The sequence below is a fragment of the Morganella sp. Je.2.23 genome (assembly GCF_051129855.1).
Taxonomy (GTDB): domain Bacteria; phylum Pseudomonadota; class Gammaproteobacteria; order Enterobacterales; family Enterobacteriaceae; genus Morganella; species Morganella sibonii.
The window spans coordinates 955,857-974,944 of the sequence record NZ_JBCPSQ010000001.1; the positions used below are offsets into that span (position 1 = coordinate 955,857).

Annotated in this window: 13 protein-coding genes; 4 read left to right on the forward strand and 9 right to left on the reverse strand. The window is 46.8% G+C overall.

What is annotated here, in order from left to right; translation table 11 throughout:
- Window positions 1–13: 13 nt before the first annotated feature.
- From lsrD to lsrA, 3 genes are read right to left on the reverse strand one after another with little or no spacing between them, the layout of a single operon-like run.
- A complete protein-coding gene (gene lsrD, locus AAZR23_RS04605; RefSeq protein WP_046892192.1) occupies window positions 14–1,018 on the reverse strand; it encodes an autoinducer 2 ABC transporter permease LsrD in 1,005 nt (334 codons plus the stop codon).
- Window positions 1,015–2,019 carry an autoinducer 2 ABC transporter permease LsrC gene (gene lsrC, locus AAZR23_RS04610; RefSeq protein ID WP_046892191.1) on the reverse strand — a complete coding sequence of 335 codons (1,005 nt, stop codon included), beginning with the start codon at window positions 2,017–2,019 and terminating at the stop codon, window positions 1,015–1,017. The genes lsrD and lsrC overlap by 4 nt, the downstream gene beginning before the upstream one ends.
- A complete protein-coding gene (gene lsrA / locus AAZR23_RS04615) occupies window positions 2,013–3,575 on the reverse strand; it encodes an autoinducer 2 ABC transporter ATP-binding protein LsrA (RefSeq protein WP_434690825.1) in 1,563 nt (520 codons plus the stop codon). Before lsrA ends, lsrC begins: the two co-directional genes overlap by 7 nt.
- A gap of 307 nt (window positions 3,576–3,882) precedes the next feature.
- Between lsrA and lsrR the strand changes: the two genes are divergently transcribed.
- The gene (lsrR, locus tag AAZR23_RS04620) at window positions 3,883–4,833 is read left to right on the forward strand and encodes a transcriptional regulator LsrR (protein ID WP_046892655.1); all 951 of its coding nucleotides are present in this window, start codon (window positions 3,883–3,885) and stop codon (window positions 4,831–4,833) included.
- 102 nt (window positions 4,834–4,935) lie between these two features.
- On the forward strand, window positions 4,936–6,531 hold the full coding sequence (gene lsrK / locus AAZR23_RS04625; RefSeq protein WP_182107907.1) for an autoinducer-2 kinase: 1,596 nt from the start codon (window positions 4,936–4,938) through the stop codon (window positions 6,529–6,531).
- A 190-nt stretch (window positions 6,532–6,721) separates the two neighbouring features.
- Here the strand turns inward: lsrK and AAZR23_RS04630 are convergent, their stop codons facing one another.
- Window positions 6,722–7,066, reverse strand: coding sequence for a RidA family protein (locus AAZR23_RS04630; RefSeq protein ID WP_004237501.1), 345 nt, complete (start codon window positions 7,064–7,066; stop codon window positions 6,722–6,724).
- Window positions 7,067–7,166: 100 nt separating this feature from the next.
- Here AAZR23_RS04630 and AAZR23_RS04635 point away from each other — a divergent pair, with 100 nt between their 5' ends.
- Together AAZR23_RS04635 and tsaB are read left to right on the forward strand one after the other, a co-directional pair.
- The gene (locus AAZR23_RS04635) at window positions 7,167–9,092 is read left to right on the forward strand and encodes an ATP-dependent DNA helicase (protein ID WP_112549695.1); all 1,926 of its coding nucleotides are present in this window, start codon (window positions 7,167–7,169) and stop codon (window positions 9,090–9,092) included.
- Between the two features lie 84 nt (window positions 9,093–9,176).
- Window positions 9,177–9,878 carry a tRNA (adenosine(37)-N6)-threonylcarbamoyltransferase complex dimerization subunit type 1 TsaB gene (gene tsaB, locus AAZR23_RS04640; protein ID WP_218428239.1) on the forward strand — a complete coding sequence of 234 codons (702 nt, stop codon included), beginning with the start codon at window positions 9,177–9,179 and terminating at the stop codon, window positions 9,876–9,878.
- Window positions 9,879–10,118: 240 nt separating this feature from the next.
- On the opposite strand, the gene AAZR23_RS04645 is transcribed toward tsaB, so the two are convergent.
- The 5 genes from AAZR23_RS04645 to AAZR23_RS04665 all read right to left on the reverse strand — a co-directional run bounded on the left by AAZR23_RS04645 (window position 10,119) and on the right by AAZR23_RS04665 (window position 19,082).
- Window positions 10,119–13,211 (reverse strand): phage tail protein, encoded by a 3,093-nt coding sequence (locus AAZR23_RS04645; protein ID WP_434690831.1) that lies wholly within the window; start codon window positions 13,209–13,211, stop codon window positions 10,119–10,121.
- Between the two features lie 380 nt (window positions 13,212–13,591).
- Entirely contained in the window at window positions 13,592–14,053 is a 462-nt protein-coding gene (locus AAZR23_RS04650; protein ID WP_166707729.1) for a phage tail assembly chaperone, read from the reverse strand.
- Between the two features lie 12 nt (window positions 14,054–14,065).
- Window positions 14,066–15,319: an HlyD family type I secretion periplasmic adaptor subunit gene (locus AAZR23_RS04655; RefSeq protein ID WP_107679084.1), complete on the reverse strand. Its 1,254-nt coding sequence runs from the start codon at window positions 15,317–15,319 to the stop codon at window positions 14,066–14,068.
- 11 nt (window positions 15,320–15,330) lie between these two features.
- On the reverse strand, window positions 15,331–17,475 hold the full coding sequence (locus tag AAZR23_RS04660) for a type I secretion system permease/ATPase (RefSeq protein ID WP_046892184.1): 2,145 nt from the start codon (window positions 17,473–17,475) through the stop codon (window positions 15,331–15,333).
- 14 nt (window positions 17,476–17,489) lie between these two features.
- Window positions 17,490–19,082: a TolC family outer membrane protein gene (locus AAZR23_RS04665; RefSeq protein WP_434690836.1), complete on the reverse strand. Its 1,593-nt coding sequence runs from the start codon at window positions 19,080–19,082 to the stop codon at window positions 17,490–17,492.
- Window positions 19,083–19,088 lie beyond the last annotated feature (6 nt).

Below are 19,088 nucleotides of genomic sequence, written 5' to 3' on the forward strand. Positions count from 1 at the left end.
TAACAAACGTGTTTTACTCTGATACGAATTGCCTGTTGCGTTTACGCGCCCACCAGCCAAGGATGTGATGTCGGTGTAAAGAAACGGAACGACCAACAACGGCAACAATAAGCAGCGCACCCGAAAGTGCACTGGAGACCTGATTCGGTACGCCGATCATCTGCAATCCCTGCTGTAAAAAGCCGATCAGCAAAACAGCCAGCGCGGTGCCTAATACAGAGCCGGAACCGCCGTAAATATTGGCACCACCCAGAACAACAGCGGTGATCGCAGGCATCAGGAAGGACGCACCGAGATCCGCACGGGCAGAGCCGAAATAGGACACTAAAATGACGGACGCGAGTGCAGCGGAGACGCCGACCATCGCATACAGCAGACAAATAGTGCGTGTCACCGGGAAAGCACTGTAACGGGCGACACGGGCGTTCTGTCCGATTAAAAAGACATTGCGGCCCGGATGGGTGCGGTGCAGATAAAACCAGAACACCAGCACACACAGGGCAAAAATAATCAGCGGCAGCGGAATACCAAACAAGTCGAGGTTGGCAAAATCGGTAAAGGCCATCGGGAAGCCGCCGATGCCTTCAAAACCGGTCGCGCCGGATAACCCGGAGAGCAGCAGGGCGCAGCCGCCGAACAGATACATGGTGCCGAGTGTAATCACCAGCGGGTTAACACCGGTAAACAGGATCAGCAGCGCGTTAATCAGACCGCACAATGCGCCGGTCAGCAGCGTCAGCGGGATCGCGGCAATCATCGGCACACCCGCCTGATTGAGTATGCCGAGCACAATGGCCGTCAGCCCGATGGTGGAGCCGAAGGAGATATCCATACCGCCGCTGACAATTACCAGCGTCAGCGGCAGTGCGACCAGGCCGATACAGATAAAGTCACTGGTACTGAACAGCAGTACATTGACATCCAGCAGACGCGGGTTACCCATACCGAATAACAGGATTTCCAGAACTATCAGCAGCGCGAGGGCAATTTCCCAGCCGTAACGTTTGGTGATACTCATTTTTTCGCCTCCTGCTGCGCGGAAGGATTAAGGAACCGTGCATAGCGCTGGGCGCGGAGGTTTTTCTCCAGTGCCACACGCAGACGACCGTCAAAGACCAGAACAGCGAGTAATACAAATCCGGCGATAAAGTCATTCCACCAGGCCGGCAGTTTAAGCAGCACCAGCACGCTGTCGATTTGAGTCATAAAGTAAGCACCGAGGATGGCACCCGCAATCGTTCCGGTTCCGCCGAGCAGGCTGATCCCGCCCAGCACACAGGCGGCGATGGCTTTCATTTCCAGGCCGTTACCGGTCTGATTCGGAATAAAGCCGATTTGTGAGGCGAACACAATTCCCGCGAGCGCCGCCATCATACCGTTTACCGAGAAGGCAATGATGCGGGTACGGTCAACCGGAACACCCAACTGGCGTGCACCCTGCAAGTTATCGCCGGTGGCATAGAAACCGCGTCCGGCAGTGGTACGGGACAGGAACAGGGTCATCAGAATAATCAGCAGAATAATAAACCAGCCAATCGGTGACAGCCCGAGGAAGACCGGTTTTGACAGATCTTTCAGTTCTGCGGGTAAACCTTCAATCCATTTACCGCCGGTGAGTAGCAGCATAATGCCGCGATACAGACCGAGAGTACCAAGGGTGGCAACAATGGCGGGGATCCGCAGCCAGGTGACCAGGATACCGTTGAACAACCCGGCCAGCAGCCCGGCGGCAACGGTCAGCAGGATCGCCACAGTGAGGGGCAGTCCGGCATTCAGTGAGATCCCGACAATCACCGCACATAACCCGGTGGTGGAACCGACAGATACGTCGATATTACGGGTCAGCATCACCAGTGTGGCACCGATAGCCAGCAGCATCTGGATCTGGGCACTGCCGAAAATCATGGTGACGGTTTGCAGGCTGAAGTAGCGGGTTTCCATACCGCCGAGCAGCACAAACAGACAGAGGATAGCCAGCAGTGCGGTGACTTCACGGTTATTCTGAATATATTTCAGCATGATGCGGCCTCCTGTAACGGGCTGCTTTCTGTTTCTTTTTGCGGGCGGTGTTCACCGAACGCCATATGCATAATGGTGTCGGTATCCAGCTCGTCGTGCTGCAATTCCCCGGAGAACTCGCCCTGATGCATGACCAGTACGCGGTCAGCCAGCGCCACCACTTCATCGAGGTCAGAGGAAATCAGTAAAACCGCCACATTTTGCTGTGCGATGCTTTGTATCAGCTGATAAATATCATTACGGGCGCCGACATCGACCCCGCGCGTCGGTTCATCAATAATCAGCAGTGACGGATTGGCTTCCAGACATTTGGCAATCAGAATCTTTTGCTGATTACCGCCGGACAGCGTACGCACGATTTGTTGTCCGTCACTGAATTTAATATTGAGCGCGCGGCGGTAACGTTCGAGCAATGCATCATCACGCGAGCGGTTTACCAGCAGTCCCTGGTGGTTGTGTACCAGCGCACCGATATTCCAGGTGAGCGGGGCGTCGAGGAAAAGTCCGGAGGCCTGACGGTCTTCAGGTAAACAGACCAGCCCCCGGATGAGGCGTTTTTCACTGCTGACACCGCGCAGATTTTCACCGTTGAGGAAAACCTCACCGGCGATCAGCGGGCGCAGCCCGTATAATGTTTCAGCGAGTTCGGTCCGGCCGGCGCCGACGACGCCGGCCAGTCCGACCACTTCCCCCGGGTTGACAACAAAACTGATATGACGGAATCCTTCGCCGCAGGCATTGCGGACGTCCAGCACCGGCGTATCATCCTGCGGATTATTACGGGTGGCAGACAGATCCAGCCAGAGCTTCTGTGTCTCTGACAGCGGCTTTTTCTTCGCTTCCGGCGTGATCGCCTGGATAATTTCATCCGTGGAAAATTGTTTTGCCGGACCGGCCAGAGCGATATTACCGTCGCGCATCACGCTGAGATAATCCGCAATCGCATGGATTTCCGGCAATTTATGAGAGATAAAGACAATCCCGACACCCTGTTGCTGTAATTCCCGCACCCGATCAAACAGGCGTTCGGTTTCGGCGGGGGTCAGGGACGCAGTCGGTTCATCGAGAATAAGGATGCGGGAGTCACGCATCAGGCCGCGCATGATCTCCACCAGTTGCTGATCCGCCACATTCAGGCTGCCCGCCCGGGCACTGAGATCAAAATTGCAGCGCAGTGATGTCAGCATCTGCTGTAATTTGGCTTTGCCCGCCTGATGTTTCGGCAGGCGGAACAAAATATTTTCCTGTACTGACAGATTCGGGAACAGCAGCGGCTCCTGCGGCACCAGATACAGTCCGAGCTGATGAGCTTTCGCCGGTGTCAGGTGCGATACCTCCTGACCTTCCAGCATCAGGGTGCCGGCATCAGGCTGTTCAATTCCTGCAATAATTTTCATCAGCGTGGATTTTCCCGCGCCGTTGCCGCCCAGCAATGCGTGAACCTGTCCCGGCAACAGTGTGAAATCGATGTGTTTAAGGACAACCACACCGGAGAACTGTTTGGCTATGCCGCGGGCGGTGAGCAGCGGCTGAATCGGGTGTTGCTTCTCTGACATAACGGCACCTCTGGTGTTATGGGTATTGCTGCCGGATGTTATGTGATGAAGAAAACATCAAAAATGAACATTTATAATTTATAAACACATTTGTTCATAAATGTAAGCCATAAAAATCAAATAAGACAATATTTCGGCCATATTTTGTGAAAAAATCAGATCTGCGTTAGAATTTGTTCAAAATTTTGGCCCGCACCTCTGGCAGATTTCTGTAAAAGGTGCTTATCTGTAAAAACGGAAAACAAAAGTTCACATGACAACAGTTTCAAAAAACACGAAAGCAGCCCCGGTAAGCTCCGTTTCTTCGATGGACTATGACGCCTCAGGACTTAGTATGAATGAAGAAGAGTTATTGGCCCGTATTGCCTGGTTTTATTACCACGATGGTCTCACACAGGGAGATATCGGGGATCTGCTCGGTCTGACACGGCTGAAAGTTTCGCGTTTGCTCGAAAAAGGACGTCAGTCCGGCGTCATCCGGGTACAGATAAATTCCCGGTTTGAAGGCTGCCTTGAACTTGAAGATATCCTGAAAAAAAGATTTTCGTTAAAACAAATTCGCATTCTTCCGGCGCTGAACGGCCCGGAGATCCATACCCGTCTCGGCGTGGCCGGTGCACATCTGCTGATGTCACAGCTTTCGCCCGGCCAGTTGCTGGCTGTCGGGTTCGGGGAAGCGGCAATGGCGACATTGCAGCATCTGAGCGGGTTTGTCTCTTCGCAGCAGATCCGTCTGGTGACACTCTCCGGCGGTGTCGGACAGTATATGACCGGCATCGGCCAGCTGGATGCCAATTGTCCGGTCAGCATTATCCCGGCACCGCTGCGGGCATCGAATGCCGCGGTAGCCGCGACATTCCGGCAGGAACGCAGCGTGCAGGATGTGCTGATGGCGGCCAGTGCGGCGGATATCGCGGTGGTCGGCCTGGGTGCGGTGAATCAGAAACAGGATGCCACCATTATGCGCTCCGGCTATATCAGCAGTGGTGAACAGCTGATGCTGGCACGGCGGGGAGCGGTCGGGGATATTCTCGGCTACTTTATCGGCCGCGAAGGGGAACTGACAGAAGAGGTTGAGATGCACCGCGAACTTATCGGTATCACACCCGCAGAGCTGAAAAACATTCCGACAGTGGTCGGGGTGGCGGGCGGTGAGGAAAAAGCCGAGGTGATTGTGGCGGCACTGCTGGGGGGGTATATCAATTCCCTGGTAACGGACGAGCAGACGGCGCGGGTAATGCTGACATTATTAACCTGATGCATTATTAACCTTATGCACTGACTGCCCCGCAGACGAAAAATCACGCTGTATTTCATGGTGTAACGGTATCGGTCCAATTTAATTTGTGAGGATGGCGACATGAATCAGATTACGGGCAGCGGCTCATCAGAAAAATACCTGATGGCGCTGGATGCGGGAACAGGCAGTATCAGGGCCGTTATTTTTGATCTTCACGGTAACCAGATAGCGGTCGGGCAGGCGGAGTGGCGGCATAACGAGCTGCCGGATGTGCCGGGTTCGATGGAGTTTGATCTGCCGGTGAACTGGCAGCTGGCGTGCCATTGTATTGCGCTGGCACTGAAAAATGCCGGATTACCCGCCTCCGCGATCGCCGGTGTGGCAGCCTGCTCGATGCGTGAGGGGATTGTGCTGTATGACCGCAACGGCGAACCGATCTGGGCCTGTGCCAACGTGGATGCGCGCTCAAGCCATGAAGTCAGTGAATTAAAAGAACTGTACGATAACACTTTTGAATATGATGTTTACCAGTGCTCAGGCCAGACCTTAGCGCTGGGCGCGATGCCGCGTTTGCTGTGGCTGGCACATCACCGGCCGGATATCTACCGGCAGGCGGGCACGCTCACCATGATCAGCGACTGGCTGGCCTGCAAACTGACCGGCGAGCTGGCCGTTGACCCCTCCAATGCCGGCACAACCGGGATGCTTGATCTGAAAACCCGCGACTGGCGGCCGGGGCTGCTGGAAATGGCCGGACTGCGTGCGGATATTCTTTCACCGGTCAAAGAAACAGGTACAGTGCTGGGCTATATCACGGCGAACGCCGCCAGAGAATCCGGTCTGGCGGAAGGCACGCCGGTGGTGATGGGCGGCGGAGATGTTCAGCTGGGCTGCCTCGGGCTGGGCGTGGTCAGAGCCGGACAGACGGCAGTACTCGGCGGCACGTTCTGGCAGCAGGTGGTAAACCTGCCCGCACCGGTTACCGATCCGGATATGAATACCCGTATCAACCCGCATGTTATCCCGGGGATGGTGCAGGCAGAATCCATCAGTTTCTTTACCGGTCTGACTATGCGCTGGTTCCGTGATGCGTTCTGCGCGGAAGAAAAAATTATTGCCGAACGCCTCGGTGTGGACACTTACTCCTTACTGGAAGATATGGCGGCCCGTGTTCCCGCCGGTTCACACGGTATTATGCCGATTTTTTCCGATGTGATGCGCTTTAAATCCTGGTATCACGCCGCGCCTTCCTTTATTAACCTCTCGATTGATGCGGAAAAGAGTAATAAGGCTTCGCTGTTCCGTGCACTTGAGGAGAACGCCGCGATCGTTTCCTCCCTGAACCTCGATCTGATTGCCAAATTCAGCGGCGTGAAAGCGGATTCACTGGTATTCGCGGGCGGCGGTTCGAAAGGCAAATTGTGGAGTCAGATCCTGGCGGATGTTACCGGTGTACCGGTGCGGGTGCCGGTGGTGAAAGAAGCCACAGCACTGGGATGTGCGATCGCCGCCGGAGCGGGTGTCGGGTTATATGATGATATGGTGACGGCAGGTGAGCGTCTGGTGCAGTGGCAGCATGAGTATCAGCCAAATCCGGCGCACCGTGAGGTTTATGATAAAGCCAAACAGAACTGGCAGAAGGTGTATGCGGATCAGCTTACGCTGGTGGATTCCGGCCTGACGACATCGATGTGGAAGGCTCCGGGGCTGAAATAACCCCCTATCAGTAAAAAGCAGAGATACCGGATGTCCGGGGAAACCTGCAATGACGGGCAAAGGAAACGAAAAGCATGCGCGTCATGGATGACGCGCCTGAGCGCACAGGGATGTGTTTACAGCGACTTTTCGTTTTTGCCCGTCATCAGCAGATACACTGAATTAACAGGGGTCTCTGCTTTCTCAGCACTCAGACTGCCGCTATAACTTTAATTTCGACTTTATAATCCGGGTGCATCAGTGCCGCTTCCACGGTGCAGCGAACCGGTGCACTGCCTTTCGCGACCCATGCATCCCAGGCGGTATTCATACCGGCAAAATCCGCTTTATCTGCGAGGAAAATGGTCGCATCGAGGATTTTGCTTTTATCCGAACCGGCGCGGGCCAGAATTTTATCAATTGCGTGCAGGGCACTGGTGGTCTGGGCAGTAATATCGCCGCTCAGATCTTCCGGAACACTGGTGTAATAAACGGTGTTGTTGTGTACTACCGCTTCAGACCAGCGGTCTTCCGGATCAATTCGCTGAATTGTCATTCTCTCTCCTGTAAATATATCCAGTTTCTTACACGGCAAGGTGGTGCTATTGCTCAAGCCTTGGCATAATTACCGCCTATTTTGTCAGAAGAGAACGCGCGTGTCAGACGATTTTGCAAAAAACGGCCGCTTAGCCCGTGTCATTCCCGGTTTTCAGCCGAGGGAAGCCCAGGTGACGATGTCGGCAGCGATCAGCCGGATAATTGAAACGCAGGGGCAACTGGTGGCGGAAGCCGGAACCGGGACCGGCAAAACCTTCGCCTATCTGGTGCCTGCATTGCGTGCCGGAAAGAAAACGATTATCTCCACCGGTTCCAAGGCGTTGCAGGATCAGCTCTATAACCGCGATCTCCCCACAATTGTTCAGGCACTGGACTATGACGGTAAAGTGGCGCTGCTTAAAGGGCGTTCAAACTATCTCTGTCTGGAGCGGCTGGAGCAGCAGACCCTCGGCGATATTAATATGGAGCCGGAAACACTCACGCAAATAGTGGCCGCGCGGCGCTGGGCAAGTGTGACTGAGCTGGGGGATATCACCACCTGTCATGATATTCCGGAAGACAGTCCGGTCTGGCCGCTGATCACCAGTACCAACGATAACTGCCTCGGCAGCGATTGCCCTCAGTATAAAGAGTGCTTTGTACTGAAAGCCCGGCGCAAGGCGCTGGACGCGGATGTGGTGGTGGTAAACCATCATCTGTTTATGGCCGATCGCGTGGTAAAAGATACCGGTTTCGGGGAACTTATCCCCGAAGCGGATGTGATCATTTTCGATGAGGCACATCAGATCCCGGATATTGCCAGTCAGTATTTCGGTCAGCAGCTCAGCAGCCGTCAGTTATTTGATCTTACCCGCGATATCACATTAGCTTACCGCAGTGAACTGCGTGACCAGGCGCAGTTACAGAAATGTGCCGACCGCCTGACCATGAGTGTGCAGGATTTCCGGCTGGCACTCGGCGATACCGGTTTTCGCGGTAATCTGCGCGAACTGCTGGCACAGCCGCAGTTTCAGCGGGCACTCACGCTGCTCGATGATGCACTGGAACTCTGTTATGACGTAATGAAACTCTCTCTCGGCCGCTCCGCGATGCTGGATGCCGCATTCGAACGGGCGACCCTGTACCGCAACCGCCTCAAACGGCTGAAAGATGTTTCCATCCCCGGTTACAGCTACTGGTTTGAAAGCTATGGCCGCCATTTCCTGCTGGCGCTGACACCGCTGACCGTGGAAGACAAATTCCGTGAAATGATGAGCAGTCAGAAGATGGCGTGGGTATTCACCTCGGCTACATTGTCGGTGAATGACGATTTGCACCATTTTACCCGCCGTCTCGGGCTTGATCATGCCGAAATGCTGATCCTGCCGAGCCCGTTTAATTATCAGGAACAGACACTGCTCTGTGTGCCGCGTTTTCTGCCGTCCCCGAATCAGTACGGCGCGGCAAAGCAGCTGGCGGAACAGTTGCGGCCGCTGATCAACCATAACCGCGGCCGCTGTTTCTTTTTATGTACCTCACATCAGATGATGCGTGATCTCGCAGCCGAATTCCGTCAGTCACTGACACTGCCGGTTCTGGTGCAGGGGGAAACCAGCAAAACGCAACTGCTCAGTGAGTTTATCTCCTCCGGTAATGCACTGCTGGTGGCAACCGCCAGTTTCTGGGAAGGGGTGGATGTGCGGGGCGATGCGCTGACCTGCGTTATCATCGATAAACTGCCGTTTACCGCGCCGGATGATCCGCTGCTGAAAGCCAGGATGGAGGATTGTCAGGTGCGCGGCGGTGACCCGTTCCGTGATGTTCAGATCCCGGATGCGGTGATCAGCCTCAAACAGGGGGTCGGGCGGCTTATCCGTGATACGGAGGATTACGGCGTGATTGTGATCTGCGACAACCGGATAGTTATGCGGCCTTACGGGGAAATATTCCTGAAAAGTCTGCCGCCGTCGCCGCGGACACGCTCACTGACCAAAGCGGCGGAATTCCTGGCAGCCCGGCAGTCACAGCGCCGCACAGCAGACTAAAACTGAATCCGTTTTGCAATAAAAGTCACTGTTACGGTGATTTTTTTGTTACCATAAACCTTATTTATTTGCCGGAGTTATGGCATGTCCAGCCGAATTTTAGCCTTAGATACGGCAACAGAAGCCTGTTCTGTTGCGCTTTACAACAATGGTGAGATCACCGCCGATTTCGCCGTCACCCCCCGCGAACATACACAGCGTATCCTGCCGATGGTGCAGGCGGTACTGGCTGCGCAGAATCTCACTCTCCGTGATCTTGATGCGCTGGCTTTTGGTCAGGGGCCGGGTAGCTTTACCGGTGTACGGATTGGTGTCGGGATCGCTCAGGGACTTGCGCTGGGCGCTGAACTGCCGATGATCGGTGTCTCATCACTGGAAACCATGGCGGAAGGTGTTTTCCGTACCTCCGGGCTTTCCCGGGTACTGGTCGCCATCGATGCCCGTATGGATGAAGTCTACTGTGCCGCCTATGTCCGGGATGAGCAGGGTATTTTCCGGCAGGAACTGGCGGAAGCAGTGCTGAAACCGGCTGATTTTGTCACCCGCTGCGCTGAACTTTCCGGGGAGTGGGGGCTGGCCGGTACCGGCTGGGCCGCGTATCCGCAGATGCAGGAAGCACTGACCATTAAGACGCTGATGACAGAGATTACCCTGCCGCATGCACAGGATATGCTGCCGCCGGCACTGAACGCACTGCACCGCGGGGAAACATCTGCCCCTGAATCGGCGGAGCCGGTATATCTGCGCAACGAGGTGACCTGGAAGAAATTACCGGGCCGGGAATAACGTAAAAAAACAGGTTGATTGCAATTCCGCCTGAATCCGCAGAAAGCGGCAGCCGGAGTGTTCAGGTTTGTGTCAGTGAAAGCGATATTCTTCAGTGGCGGATCAGGCCTGTTGTGCCCCTCAGTGTCAGCATAGTTGCCACTGAGGGGGATTAGATAAGACTGTTTAAATTCAGGAAACAGTATTAAAAGGTCTGATTTCAGTTCAGTACAGAAATCAGACCCCGATCAATATCTGTTATCAGGCAACTAACGCAAAGTGCTGATTATCCTGGTTAAAGAGGTTGTTGATAAGATCGCTGTGGCTGACTTCAGTGACATCAGTTTCTGCAGAAACAGAACTGAATGCAACCTGCTCCGCCGGCCCTAACAATTCAGTTGAAATATGACCATTATCAATGACCAGATCGCTGTCTGACAACATATCAGGCATTGCATTATCTGCTGAAGATACATGATCTGCTGTCGTTTCAGTTAAGTCAGACATTGCTGATTTATCCTGAACAGCTTTATCCGCTAACAGCTTGCCGAGCAGGGTATCTTCATGTGTTTCACCAAAGGCTGCTTTTTCTGCGAAAGATTTAACCATCTCATTATCATGATGCTTCTCTTCGATCGCTGCTTTTTCCATTGGCGCAGAAGATTTTCCGCCCGGTAAGAATGGTTTGATTAAAGGTAATAACTCTTTGACCATATCAATGATTTTTTTGATACCTTCAATCGGGTTAGCGAGTTTAAACAGACCTTTAATTGCATCGTCAATTAAGGTGATTGAGGTACCGATAATCGGAATATCTTTGACTGTTTCAATGGTACCGGCGACAACTTTCATCACATCATCAAATGTCTTCACACCTTTACTGATAACATCAATAACGCTTTGTGTACCGGTGATAATTTTAGTAAAGGCATTACTCAGTGTATTGACCAGGCTATCAATACCGCCGGTCAGTTTACCAAATCCGTCACTAAACGAATTCACAACACTGTTAATCCCTTCGACAAATTTACTGAAACCATTACTTGTTGAATTAACGATACTGTCAATGCCGGTTGTTACTTTAGTAACAATATCACTGATCAGATTGGTAATTTTGCCTACGTTTGTTGTGGCACTTTCTGTCATGTTGTCAAAGAAGTTTTTAATACCCGTCGTGATGAAAGATGTACTTTCACCCATTCCTTTAATGACATTAAATACGGTTTCATGAAGGCTGCTGAAGAATGTACCGATATTACCAAAAAGACTTTTAATGACATTATCAATTGAACCACCAATGGTTGATACGAACTCGTTAAAATTACCCACTGTGCCTTTCAGAAGTGCAGAGGTAATATTGTGAGCAGTATTTGCCATGGAATCAGCAATGGTTTTAATGTTATTTTCAATATTACCAATAACTTTACTGATTAAACCTGAGGTTTTGTCACTGATTGAACCAATTGATTTAGGGATATCACTGATAAACTTAACAATTGTCTTCGGCAGTTCAAGTACTTTACCAAATGCAGATTTAACAATATCAATAATTTTTGTTGGTAATTTTAAGATACCGCCATCGAAAACAGATTTGATTTTTTCGGTGACAGATGAAATCAGTTTTTTCGGTAATTCAAATAATTTACCGAAGTTTTCTTTAGCAAATTCAATGATTTTTGATGGTAACTTGAAGATGCCGCCATCGAAAATGGATTTAATTTTTTCGGTAACCGATGTGAGCAGTTTTTTTGGTAATTCAAATAACTTACCGAAATTTGTTTTAATAAATTCGATAATTTTTGATGGTGATTTTTCAATGCCGCCTTCGGAAGCAGGTTTAATTTTATCAATGACAGAGGAAATCAATTTTTTTGGTAATTCAAATAATTTACCAAAATTTTCTTTTACAAATTCGATAATTTTTGATGGTAACTTGAAGATACCGCCATCAAAAACAGACTTGATTTTTTCAATAACAGATGAGATCAGTTTTTTCGGTAATTCAAATAACTTACCAAAATTTTCTTTTGCAAATTCGATAATTTTTGATGGTAACTTGAAGATACCGCCATCGAAAACAGATTTGATTTTTTCGGTGACAGATGTAAGCAGTTTTTTCGGCAGCTCAAATAACTTACCAAAATTGGTTTTGATAAATTCTAAAATTTTCGCCGGAAGCTTCAGCGGGCTGCTTTCTTCAGCTGCGGCTTTTGCCATACCGAATGCAACAGGCTTATCTGAAGAGTCAGTGAACTTACCCGTTATAGACTTAATAAATTCAATAATTTTTGATGGTAATTTAAAAATGCCATCATCAAAAATAGATTTTATTTTTTCAGTAACAGATGAAATCAGTTTTTTTGGTAATTCAAATAGTTTATCAAAGTTACTTTTAACAAACTCAATGATTTTTGATGGTAGTTTTAAAATGCTGCCATCCAGAACCGGCTTGAGTTTATCTGAAATAAATTTCAGTATATTTTTAGGGAGTTCAAGGATTTTACTAAAATCACTCTTAAAGAACTCCAGTATCTTTGCAGGCAGTTTAAAGATACCACCATCAAGAATACCTTTTAATTTTTCACTGATGTTACCAATAAAGTCCTTAACCGGTTTAATAATATTAACCGCATTTGATAGCAGGGCTTTTAAATTGGAAAGGAATGAACCATCAAGGCCGGATAATAAATTTTTAATACCATTGATGATATCAGAAAGAGAGGTCGATGCAGGTTCTGTTTTTTCTGGTGTGACAGTTGCATCTGAAGCACCTGACTGAGCAGTATTGTTATTTACTTCAGATCCGGATAATACCTCTGTCGTGGATACGGGATCGTTTGAATTCGTATTGACAGCGGCCATATCCGGTATTGTGGTACCAGCCAGATTATCAGGCGTGACGGAGCTTGTTGCATCCGGGACGAAATCAGCTGAAATATTTGCATGGTTGCTTTTTACAGAATCATAAATAAATACCGGTTCAGTTACCGCTGATTCTGATTCACTGAAACTACTGATATCGGCATTTTTAGCTGAATCGGTCTCTGTTTTACCAGCAGGTTTAATTTCTTCAGCTGGTGAAGATGAGCGTGCTGTATTGGCAGTATCCGTATTTCCGGTTGCCGGAAATGCATTTTTCAGTGATGAACGGGTGTTTGTCAGTACGGATTTGTTTTCATCTTCAGCAATGATTTTATTGGCAAGATTGCTGATGTTATCAATAGATGAATACGTGCTCTTATCCGACACTATTCCGTTTTCATCATAGTCTCCCACTTTTTTATTTTTGTTTACTTTATTTTCGCCATCAGACGAATTGGCTGAGTAGCCATCTGTACTTAGGATGTTGGTCATGGTAAAGGCCCTTTGAAATATATGTTTTATAAGATAAAAAATAGAAACAGATACAGCAAATTAAATTATACGATAACAGCTTAACGTTAGTAAACGTCGTGTAATTGAATACATGATATATGCTATATTAGAGCATCATAATTATTAAATGTTTTTTATTCAGCTCAAAGTGCTGATAATGTCATTGGGTCTGGTTTTATTACATGCATTAGTAAAACTAAAAAATATATCACTTATAACGAAACTGGTTGTTTTGAACGGACTTCATTTTTCAGAGGGAAGGGAGTATTTAAGATGCAGATAAATAATAAAATCCCGGCAGAGGTTTTCTCTGCCGGGATTTTTATTTATGACGGTTTTGTCTTAGCTTTAGTCTGTTCTTAGCCTTCAGCCAGTGTCGGAGATTGTTTGAAGTTACTAAATAAGTCAGTAACCCCTTCAAGGTTAAACATAATCGCTTCTTTCATTAACATCAGAATATCTATCGGGTTAGTGAAAAAATCATTCAGCTCAACAAAAGCCAGCTTCGCTTTCTTTTCATCATCCCGTAAGTAGATAACAAGACCTTCATTTAAGATACGTTTTGTCCATTTTTCAATGGTACTGCCATCGATAACACCAGATAATGATGTAATAACTGACATAAAGTCAAAGTCTGCAGCATTGCTGTTATTTAACATACCGCTGATTTTTTCTTCACCGATACTGTTGATGACAGGAATCAAAAAGTCTTTCTGGAAATCAGCAATAAACGTTAAACGTCTCCACGGATCAAGTTTAATGATGAAGAATTTTTTTTCAGCTACAGTGATTTCTTTGAACTCAGTGTTTTTATTACTCATGATATTTACCTGTTACCGCTCTCTGAGAGCTTCATTTATTTTATTGAATGGTTTAATTAAGTATTGCAAAACAGTTTTATTTCCGGTTCGGATATCAACACTGGCTACCATTCCGGGTGTAATAAAATACTGCTTTGCACTATCTGTTATCAGATAATCCTTATCGGTTTTGATATAAACACGATAATAAACAAGATCCGGTTTTTGTTCATCTTTAATCGTGTCTGGTGAAATAGTAACTACTTCGCCATCCAGTCCTCCATAAATTGAATAATCATATGCAGTAATCTTTACTTTTGCAGCTTGTCCGGGATGAATAAATGCAATATCCCGTGGTGATATCTGGGCTTCTATTAATAGATTATCATCCAGCGGAACAATATTCATTAACTCGCCATTTGGTGGCACAACACCCCCAATAGTATTAATTTCAATATTTTTGACAACGCCCCGGACAGGAGAGCGGATAGTTGATTTCGATAACATATCCTTACGTCCGAGTATAATCTGAGACAAAGAACCTATCTCAGCGGAAACTTTGGACAGTTCTTCCCGTGATCTGACATAGTAATCAGAAAGGAGTTCAGACTCTTTCATGCTTAAATCAACAAGCTGTTTTTTTAAGCGGATAACATCCACAGTACTTGATGCGCCTTCTTTAGCCAGCCTGGAATTGATCGCTAACTCACGGTTCAGCAATGATTTTGAATCCCTGATATTTTTCATGGACGTTTCAAATTGCTGCCGCCGTGAATCATAAAGCCGTTTTTCCGCACCGGTTAATTCAGTAAATTCATCTAATTCTGACGGAAATACTAACGGAACTTTATTTACTTCGGCATACAGCCGGGATTGCTGGGCCAGCAATGCACGGTATTTTGATTCTGACTCTGCAACCGTAGATTGTGTCCGTGTAATATCAAGCTGAACTAAAATCTGACCGGCATCAACAATTTGTCCTTCTTTTACATGAATATTCTCGAGAATCCCGCCATCCATTGACTGGATAATTTTCTCTTTTGAGCTCGGAATGACCTTACCATTTCCTTTTGAAACTTCATCTATATTAAATAAGGCACTCCAGATTAAAAAAACGGATAAAAAACCCATAATGGAAAATAATATAGTTGCCGCACGGCTTGCAGTAACATCCTTACCTTCATCATGTGAAAATTCATCAACACCGTCATAACTGTGAGATGTACTATTTTTCATAAAAACATCTCTTATAAATGACGATATGTTTTTGAATAATGATTTTTTCATATTGTCACCTGTTAAATCGAAGCTGCAACATCACTTTTATGTTTATCCATAAGGATTTCTCCTTGCGAGACGACTATTACACGATCAACTAATTCAAGGATTTTTCTGCGATGTGTGGCAATAATAACTGTTTTACCACTCAGCCAGGATTTCATATTATCAACGAACTCTTTTTCAGTAACTTCATCTAAAGCTGCTGTTGGTTCATCCAGTAAAATAATATTAGGATTCCGTAATACTAATCTTGTTAATAAAAGTGTCTGCTGTTGTCCGCCTGATAATCCGCTGCCGCCTTCCTGAATAACATAATCCAAGCCATCAGGAAGCTGATTAATAAAGTTAATAGCACCAGTCAGGCGGATAGCATCAATAATTTCACTATCTTCAGCAACCGGCATGCCTAATGTAATATTTTCCCGGATAGTACCGTAAAACAAGCGCGAATTTTGTGTTAAATAACCAATGTCTCTGCGTAAATCGGCAGGGTCAATATTACTGATATTCAGGTGATCAAGTGTAATTTCACCATCCAGCTGGATCATCATACCCGCCAGAGCACTGAGCAAGGATGATTTGCCTGAACCGTTACGACCGAGCAGCGCAATTTTTTCACCCGGTGAGATATCCAGTTTTGTCACTTTGATCGCAATGCGCTTACTTTCCTGATTGTGAACAAAGGAAGCATCACGGACAGAATACTGACCGGTTAATGAAGGGCGATGCACCATCTTTGTATTTTCAGGATGATCAACCGGTAACTGCATAATACTGTCCAGGCCCGACATCGCGACTTTTGTTTGTTGCCAGCGGGTCAGAATACCGGCGATCTGAGAAATAGGCGCCATCATACGTGAACTCAGGATAGATGAAGCAACCAGTGCCCCCGTTGACAATTCACCATCCATAACCAGCGGTGTGCCTACCAGAACCACGCAGACAAACACGGCATTTTGTATCAGATATGACCATGATGTCAGTTTGTGCGTCAGGTGTTTCAGCTCAAGGCTATTTTCAGCCGTTGTTTTGGTGTAATGCAGCCATTGCTGCTGGAAACGGTGTTCTGCCTGTAAGAATTTAATATCATCCAGTCCCTGCACGGTTTCCACCAGCATCGCGTTGCGCAGACTGGATTCACGCATTGCGGAGTTAGCCAGTACTGCCAGTTTTTTCTGTGCGAAAAAGCCGGGTAATACCATCAGGATCATGCCGGCCAGCGGAACGACGAAAACTATTCCGCCGAGGGAATAAATGACAGCCAGAAATAAGAAGAAGAAGGGCAGGTCAGCGATGGCAACAACGGTTGACGATGTCATCATCTCACGGACTTGTTCTAATTCCCGTAACTGGGAAATAAATGTTCCTGTCGATTTCGGGCGGAATCCGTTTTTAATCCGTAATGAACGACCGAATACACGGTCAGAAATCACTAAATCAGCACGCTTGCCCAGAATATCGACAACGCTGTAACGCAGCAGTCTTAAGGTAAAATCAAAAATAAAGGCAAGTACAACACCCGAAAACAGAACCCACATGGTCGGATATGATTGTGCGGGTATGATCCGGTCATACGTCTGCATAGAATAAGTAATACCGGCCAAACCGAGTATATTGACAAACAAGGAGCCCAGAATCACAAAGTAATAAGGCTTCATATCCGCAAAAATTATTTTCCAGACCCAGTATTTTTCAGTTGGTTTTACATAATCATCAATACGCGGATCTGCCGCATTTTTCACCGGTCTTAATGTCACTATCCGTGAGGCTTTTTCTTCCAGCTCACTGCGGGACAGGACAGATATTAATCCGTCATCCTCGACATAAGAGATAACCAGGTTACCGTTGTTATCAATATTTTTTAATAACGCCAGCTGACCGTCATTAAATTCAATTACCTGAGGAAAGAGCCAGGTGTTAAATTTATATTTTTTGACAGCATTAAATTTATATGATAATCCGGCTTGTTTGGTCATCATACGGATTACCGCTGTTTCCTGCATGTCTTTACTCCATAAAGACGTAATCAGGATATTTTGTTCTGATATGTTTAAGCGGTAATAGTGTGCTATCTGAATAATGGCTTTACGCCAGCTTTCATAATAATGTTGTTTTTCAGCTTGTTCATTGTCAATGACATCATCAAGAAAATCGACACTCACAGTTTAATCCTTCATTAGAATTTAGAGAAATTTTGTGCCAATGTACCTGTCTGGTATAAACATTCGACAGAAAAACTGGCAATGTTGTATTCACTGTTAATAATGTCCATTTTTGTTTGATGGATTTCTGATTCCGCACTGATTAAATCCGTAAAAGAGCGGGTTCCTAATTGTTCATATTGCATCATATATAAATCACGCGTGCGTATAGATTCGGTTGCCCGGTTTAATTTGGCCTGTAAACTCAGTTTGGCGTTTTCAACCTGACTGGATGATTCAGATATTTTTAACCGTGAGTTAGTATATTCATTTTCTAAATTGTTATTGGCAGCATATAATGCCTGTTCTGCTTGCCGGACACGGGATGATATTGCGCCTCCCTGATATAATGGTGCTTTTACATTAAGATAAACACCAAATTTATCTTTATTCCGGTTAGAGTAACTATTGCTGTTCCTGTCTTCTATCTCATATTCATAGAATGGATTCAGTGAAATTGTCGGGTAATGTTCAGATTTTGCTAATTCGATTTGTTTTCTGGCAACACTTACCTGCGATTCCGCAATGCGAATCATCGGAGATGAAAATGCTTCATCCATACGCATTGTGCAGGACGATTGTAATTCATCAGGAAAGCGGATAACAATTTTGTCTGAAATACTTTTGTTAACCATGTTATTCAGGGTGGCACTCCAGCGGTTATACTGGGATTTATAGTCATTCAGCTGTGATACCGAAGATGCCAGTCTGACTTTTGATTGTGAGTAGTCTGACTCTGCACTGGCACCCAGAGCCGTTCGTTTTTTGGCGATCTCATTAATTTTAGCAAAGCCGGATAATTGCTCATCAGCAATTTCAATAAGTTGTTTATACTTTACTACCTGCAAATAGGCGTTTACCGTCTGGTATGCAATATCATTAATTTCTTTTTCCAGTTCATATTCTGAGTAAACCGTATTTAATTCATTTAATGATACTTTTGTTTTGGTTTTTCCGAAATCATAGATCATCTGTTCAGCAGCAACAGTGATTTTATTCGAGCGATCATTTCCGTTACCATAATCGTTTTGTTCCAGGCCGGTTTTTACCCCCATATTTAATGACGGGTAATAAGCTGAATTAGCTTCTTCAATCGCTTCTTTGGCTCTTTCAACTTCGCGGCCTGAACGTTTAATAGCAGGGTGCCAGGAAATGGCCATATCCACAATTGAGCGAATATCAACATTCCCGTAATTACCTGCCGGCCCGGTATTTTTTAGTGTGGGTATCTGCTGATATCCCGGCAGGGATGCAACGTCAATTTCGCTATTTCGTTCAGATTCATCAGAATTTGTATTCTGATTCAAATAACGCAGACTATTTAACATGCCGGGAGACACGTTTGATTTTGTATTTACAGAGAGATTATTATTTTCATCTGAGTTTGAATTTGATTCTGAGTCGGAGCCGGATTTAGAAAAAACACCAAATACCAGAGCTGTCTTTTTTCCGTTAGCATCAAATGTTACCGGATAAAAAGTATCATTGTTACCAAAAGACTGACTATGAAATATTATTGTGACTAAAGCAGACAGATAGCGGACTTTACAAAATTTCATACGTTTCATCAGATT

Coding starts and splice junctions, on each gene's coding strand:
- AAZR23_RS04645 (WP_434690831.1), bottom strand. CDS start 13,211: ATGACCAACATCCTAAGTACAGATGGCTACTCAGCCAATTCGTCTGAT.
- lsrC (WP_046892191.1), bottom strand. CDS start 2,019: ATGCTGAAATATATTCAGAATAACCGTGAAGTCACCGCACTGCTGGCT.
- AAZR23_RS04650 (WP_166707729.1), bottom strand. CDS start 14,053: ATGAGTAATAAAAACACTGAGTTCAAAGAAATCACTGTAGCTGAAAAA.
- AAZR23_RS04665 (WP_434690836.1), bottom strand. CDS start 19,082: ATGAAACGTATGAAATTTTGTAAAGTCCGCTATCTGTCTGCTTTAGTC.
- lsrA (WP_434690825.1), bottom strand. CDS start 3,575: ATGTCAGAGAAGCAACACCCGATTCAGCCGCTGCTCACCGCCCGCGGC.
- AAZR23_RS04655 (WP_107679084.1), bottom strand. CDS start 15,319: ATGAAAAAATCATTATTCAAAAACATATCGTCATTTATAAGAGATGTT.
- lsrR (WP_046892655.1), top strand. CDS start 3,883: ATGGACTATGACGCCTCAGGACTTAGTATGAATGAAGAAGAGTTATTG.
- lsrD (WP_046892192.1), bottom strand. CDS start 1,018: ATGAGTATCACCAAACGTTACGGCTGGGAAATTGCCCTCGCGCTGCTG.
- AAZR23_RS04630 (WP_004237501.1), bottom strand. CDS start 7,066: ATGACAATTCAGCGAATTGATCCGGAAGACCGCTGGTCTGAAGCGGTA.
- lsrK (WP_182107907.1), top strand. CDS start 4,936: ATGAATCAGATTACGGGCAGCGGCTCATCAGAAAAATACCTGATGGCG.
- tsaB (WP_218428239.1), top strand. CDS start 9,177: ATGTCCAGCCGAATTTTAGCCTTAGATACGGCAACAGAAGCCTGTTCT.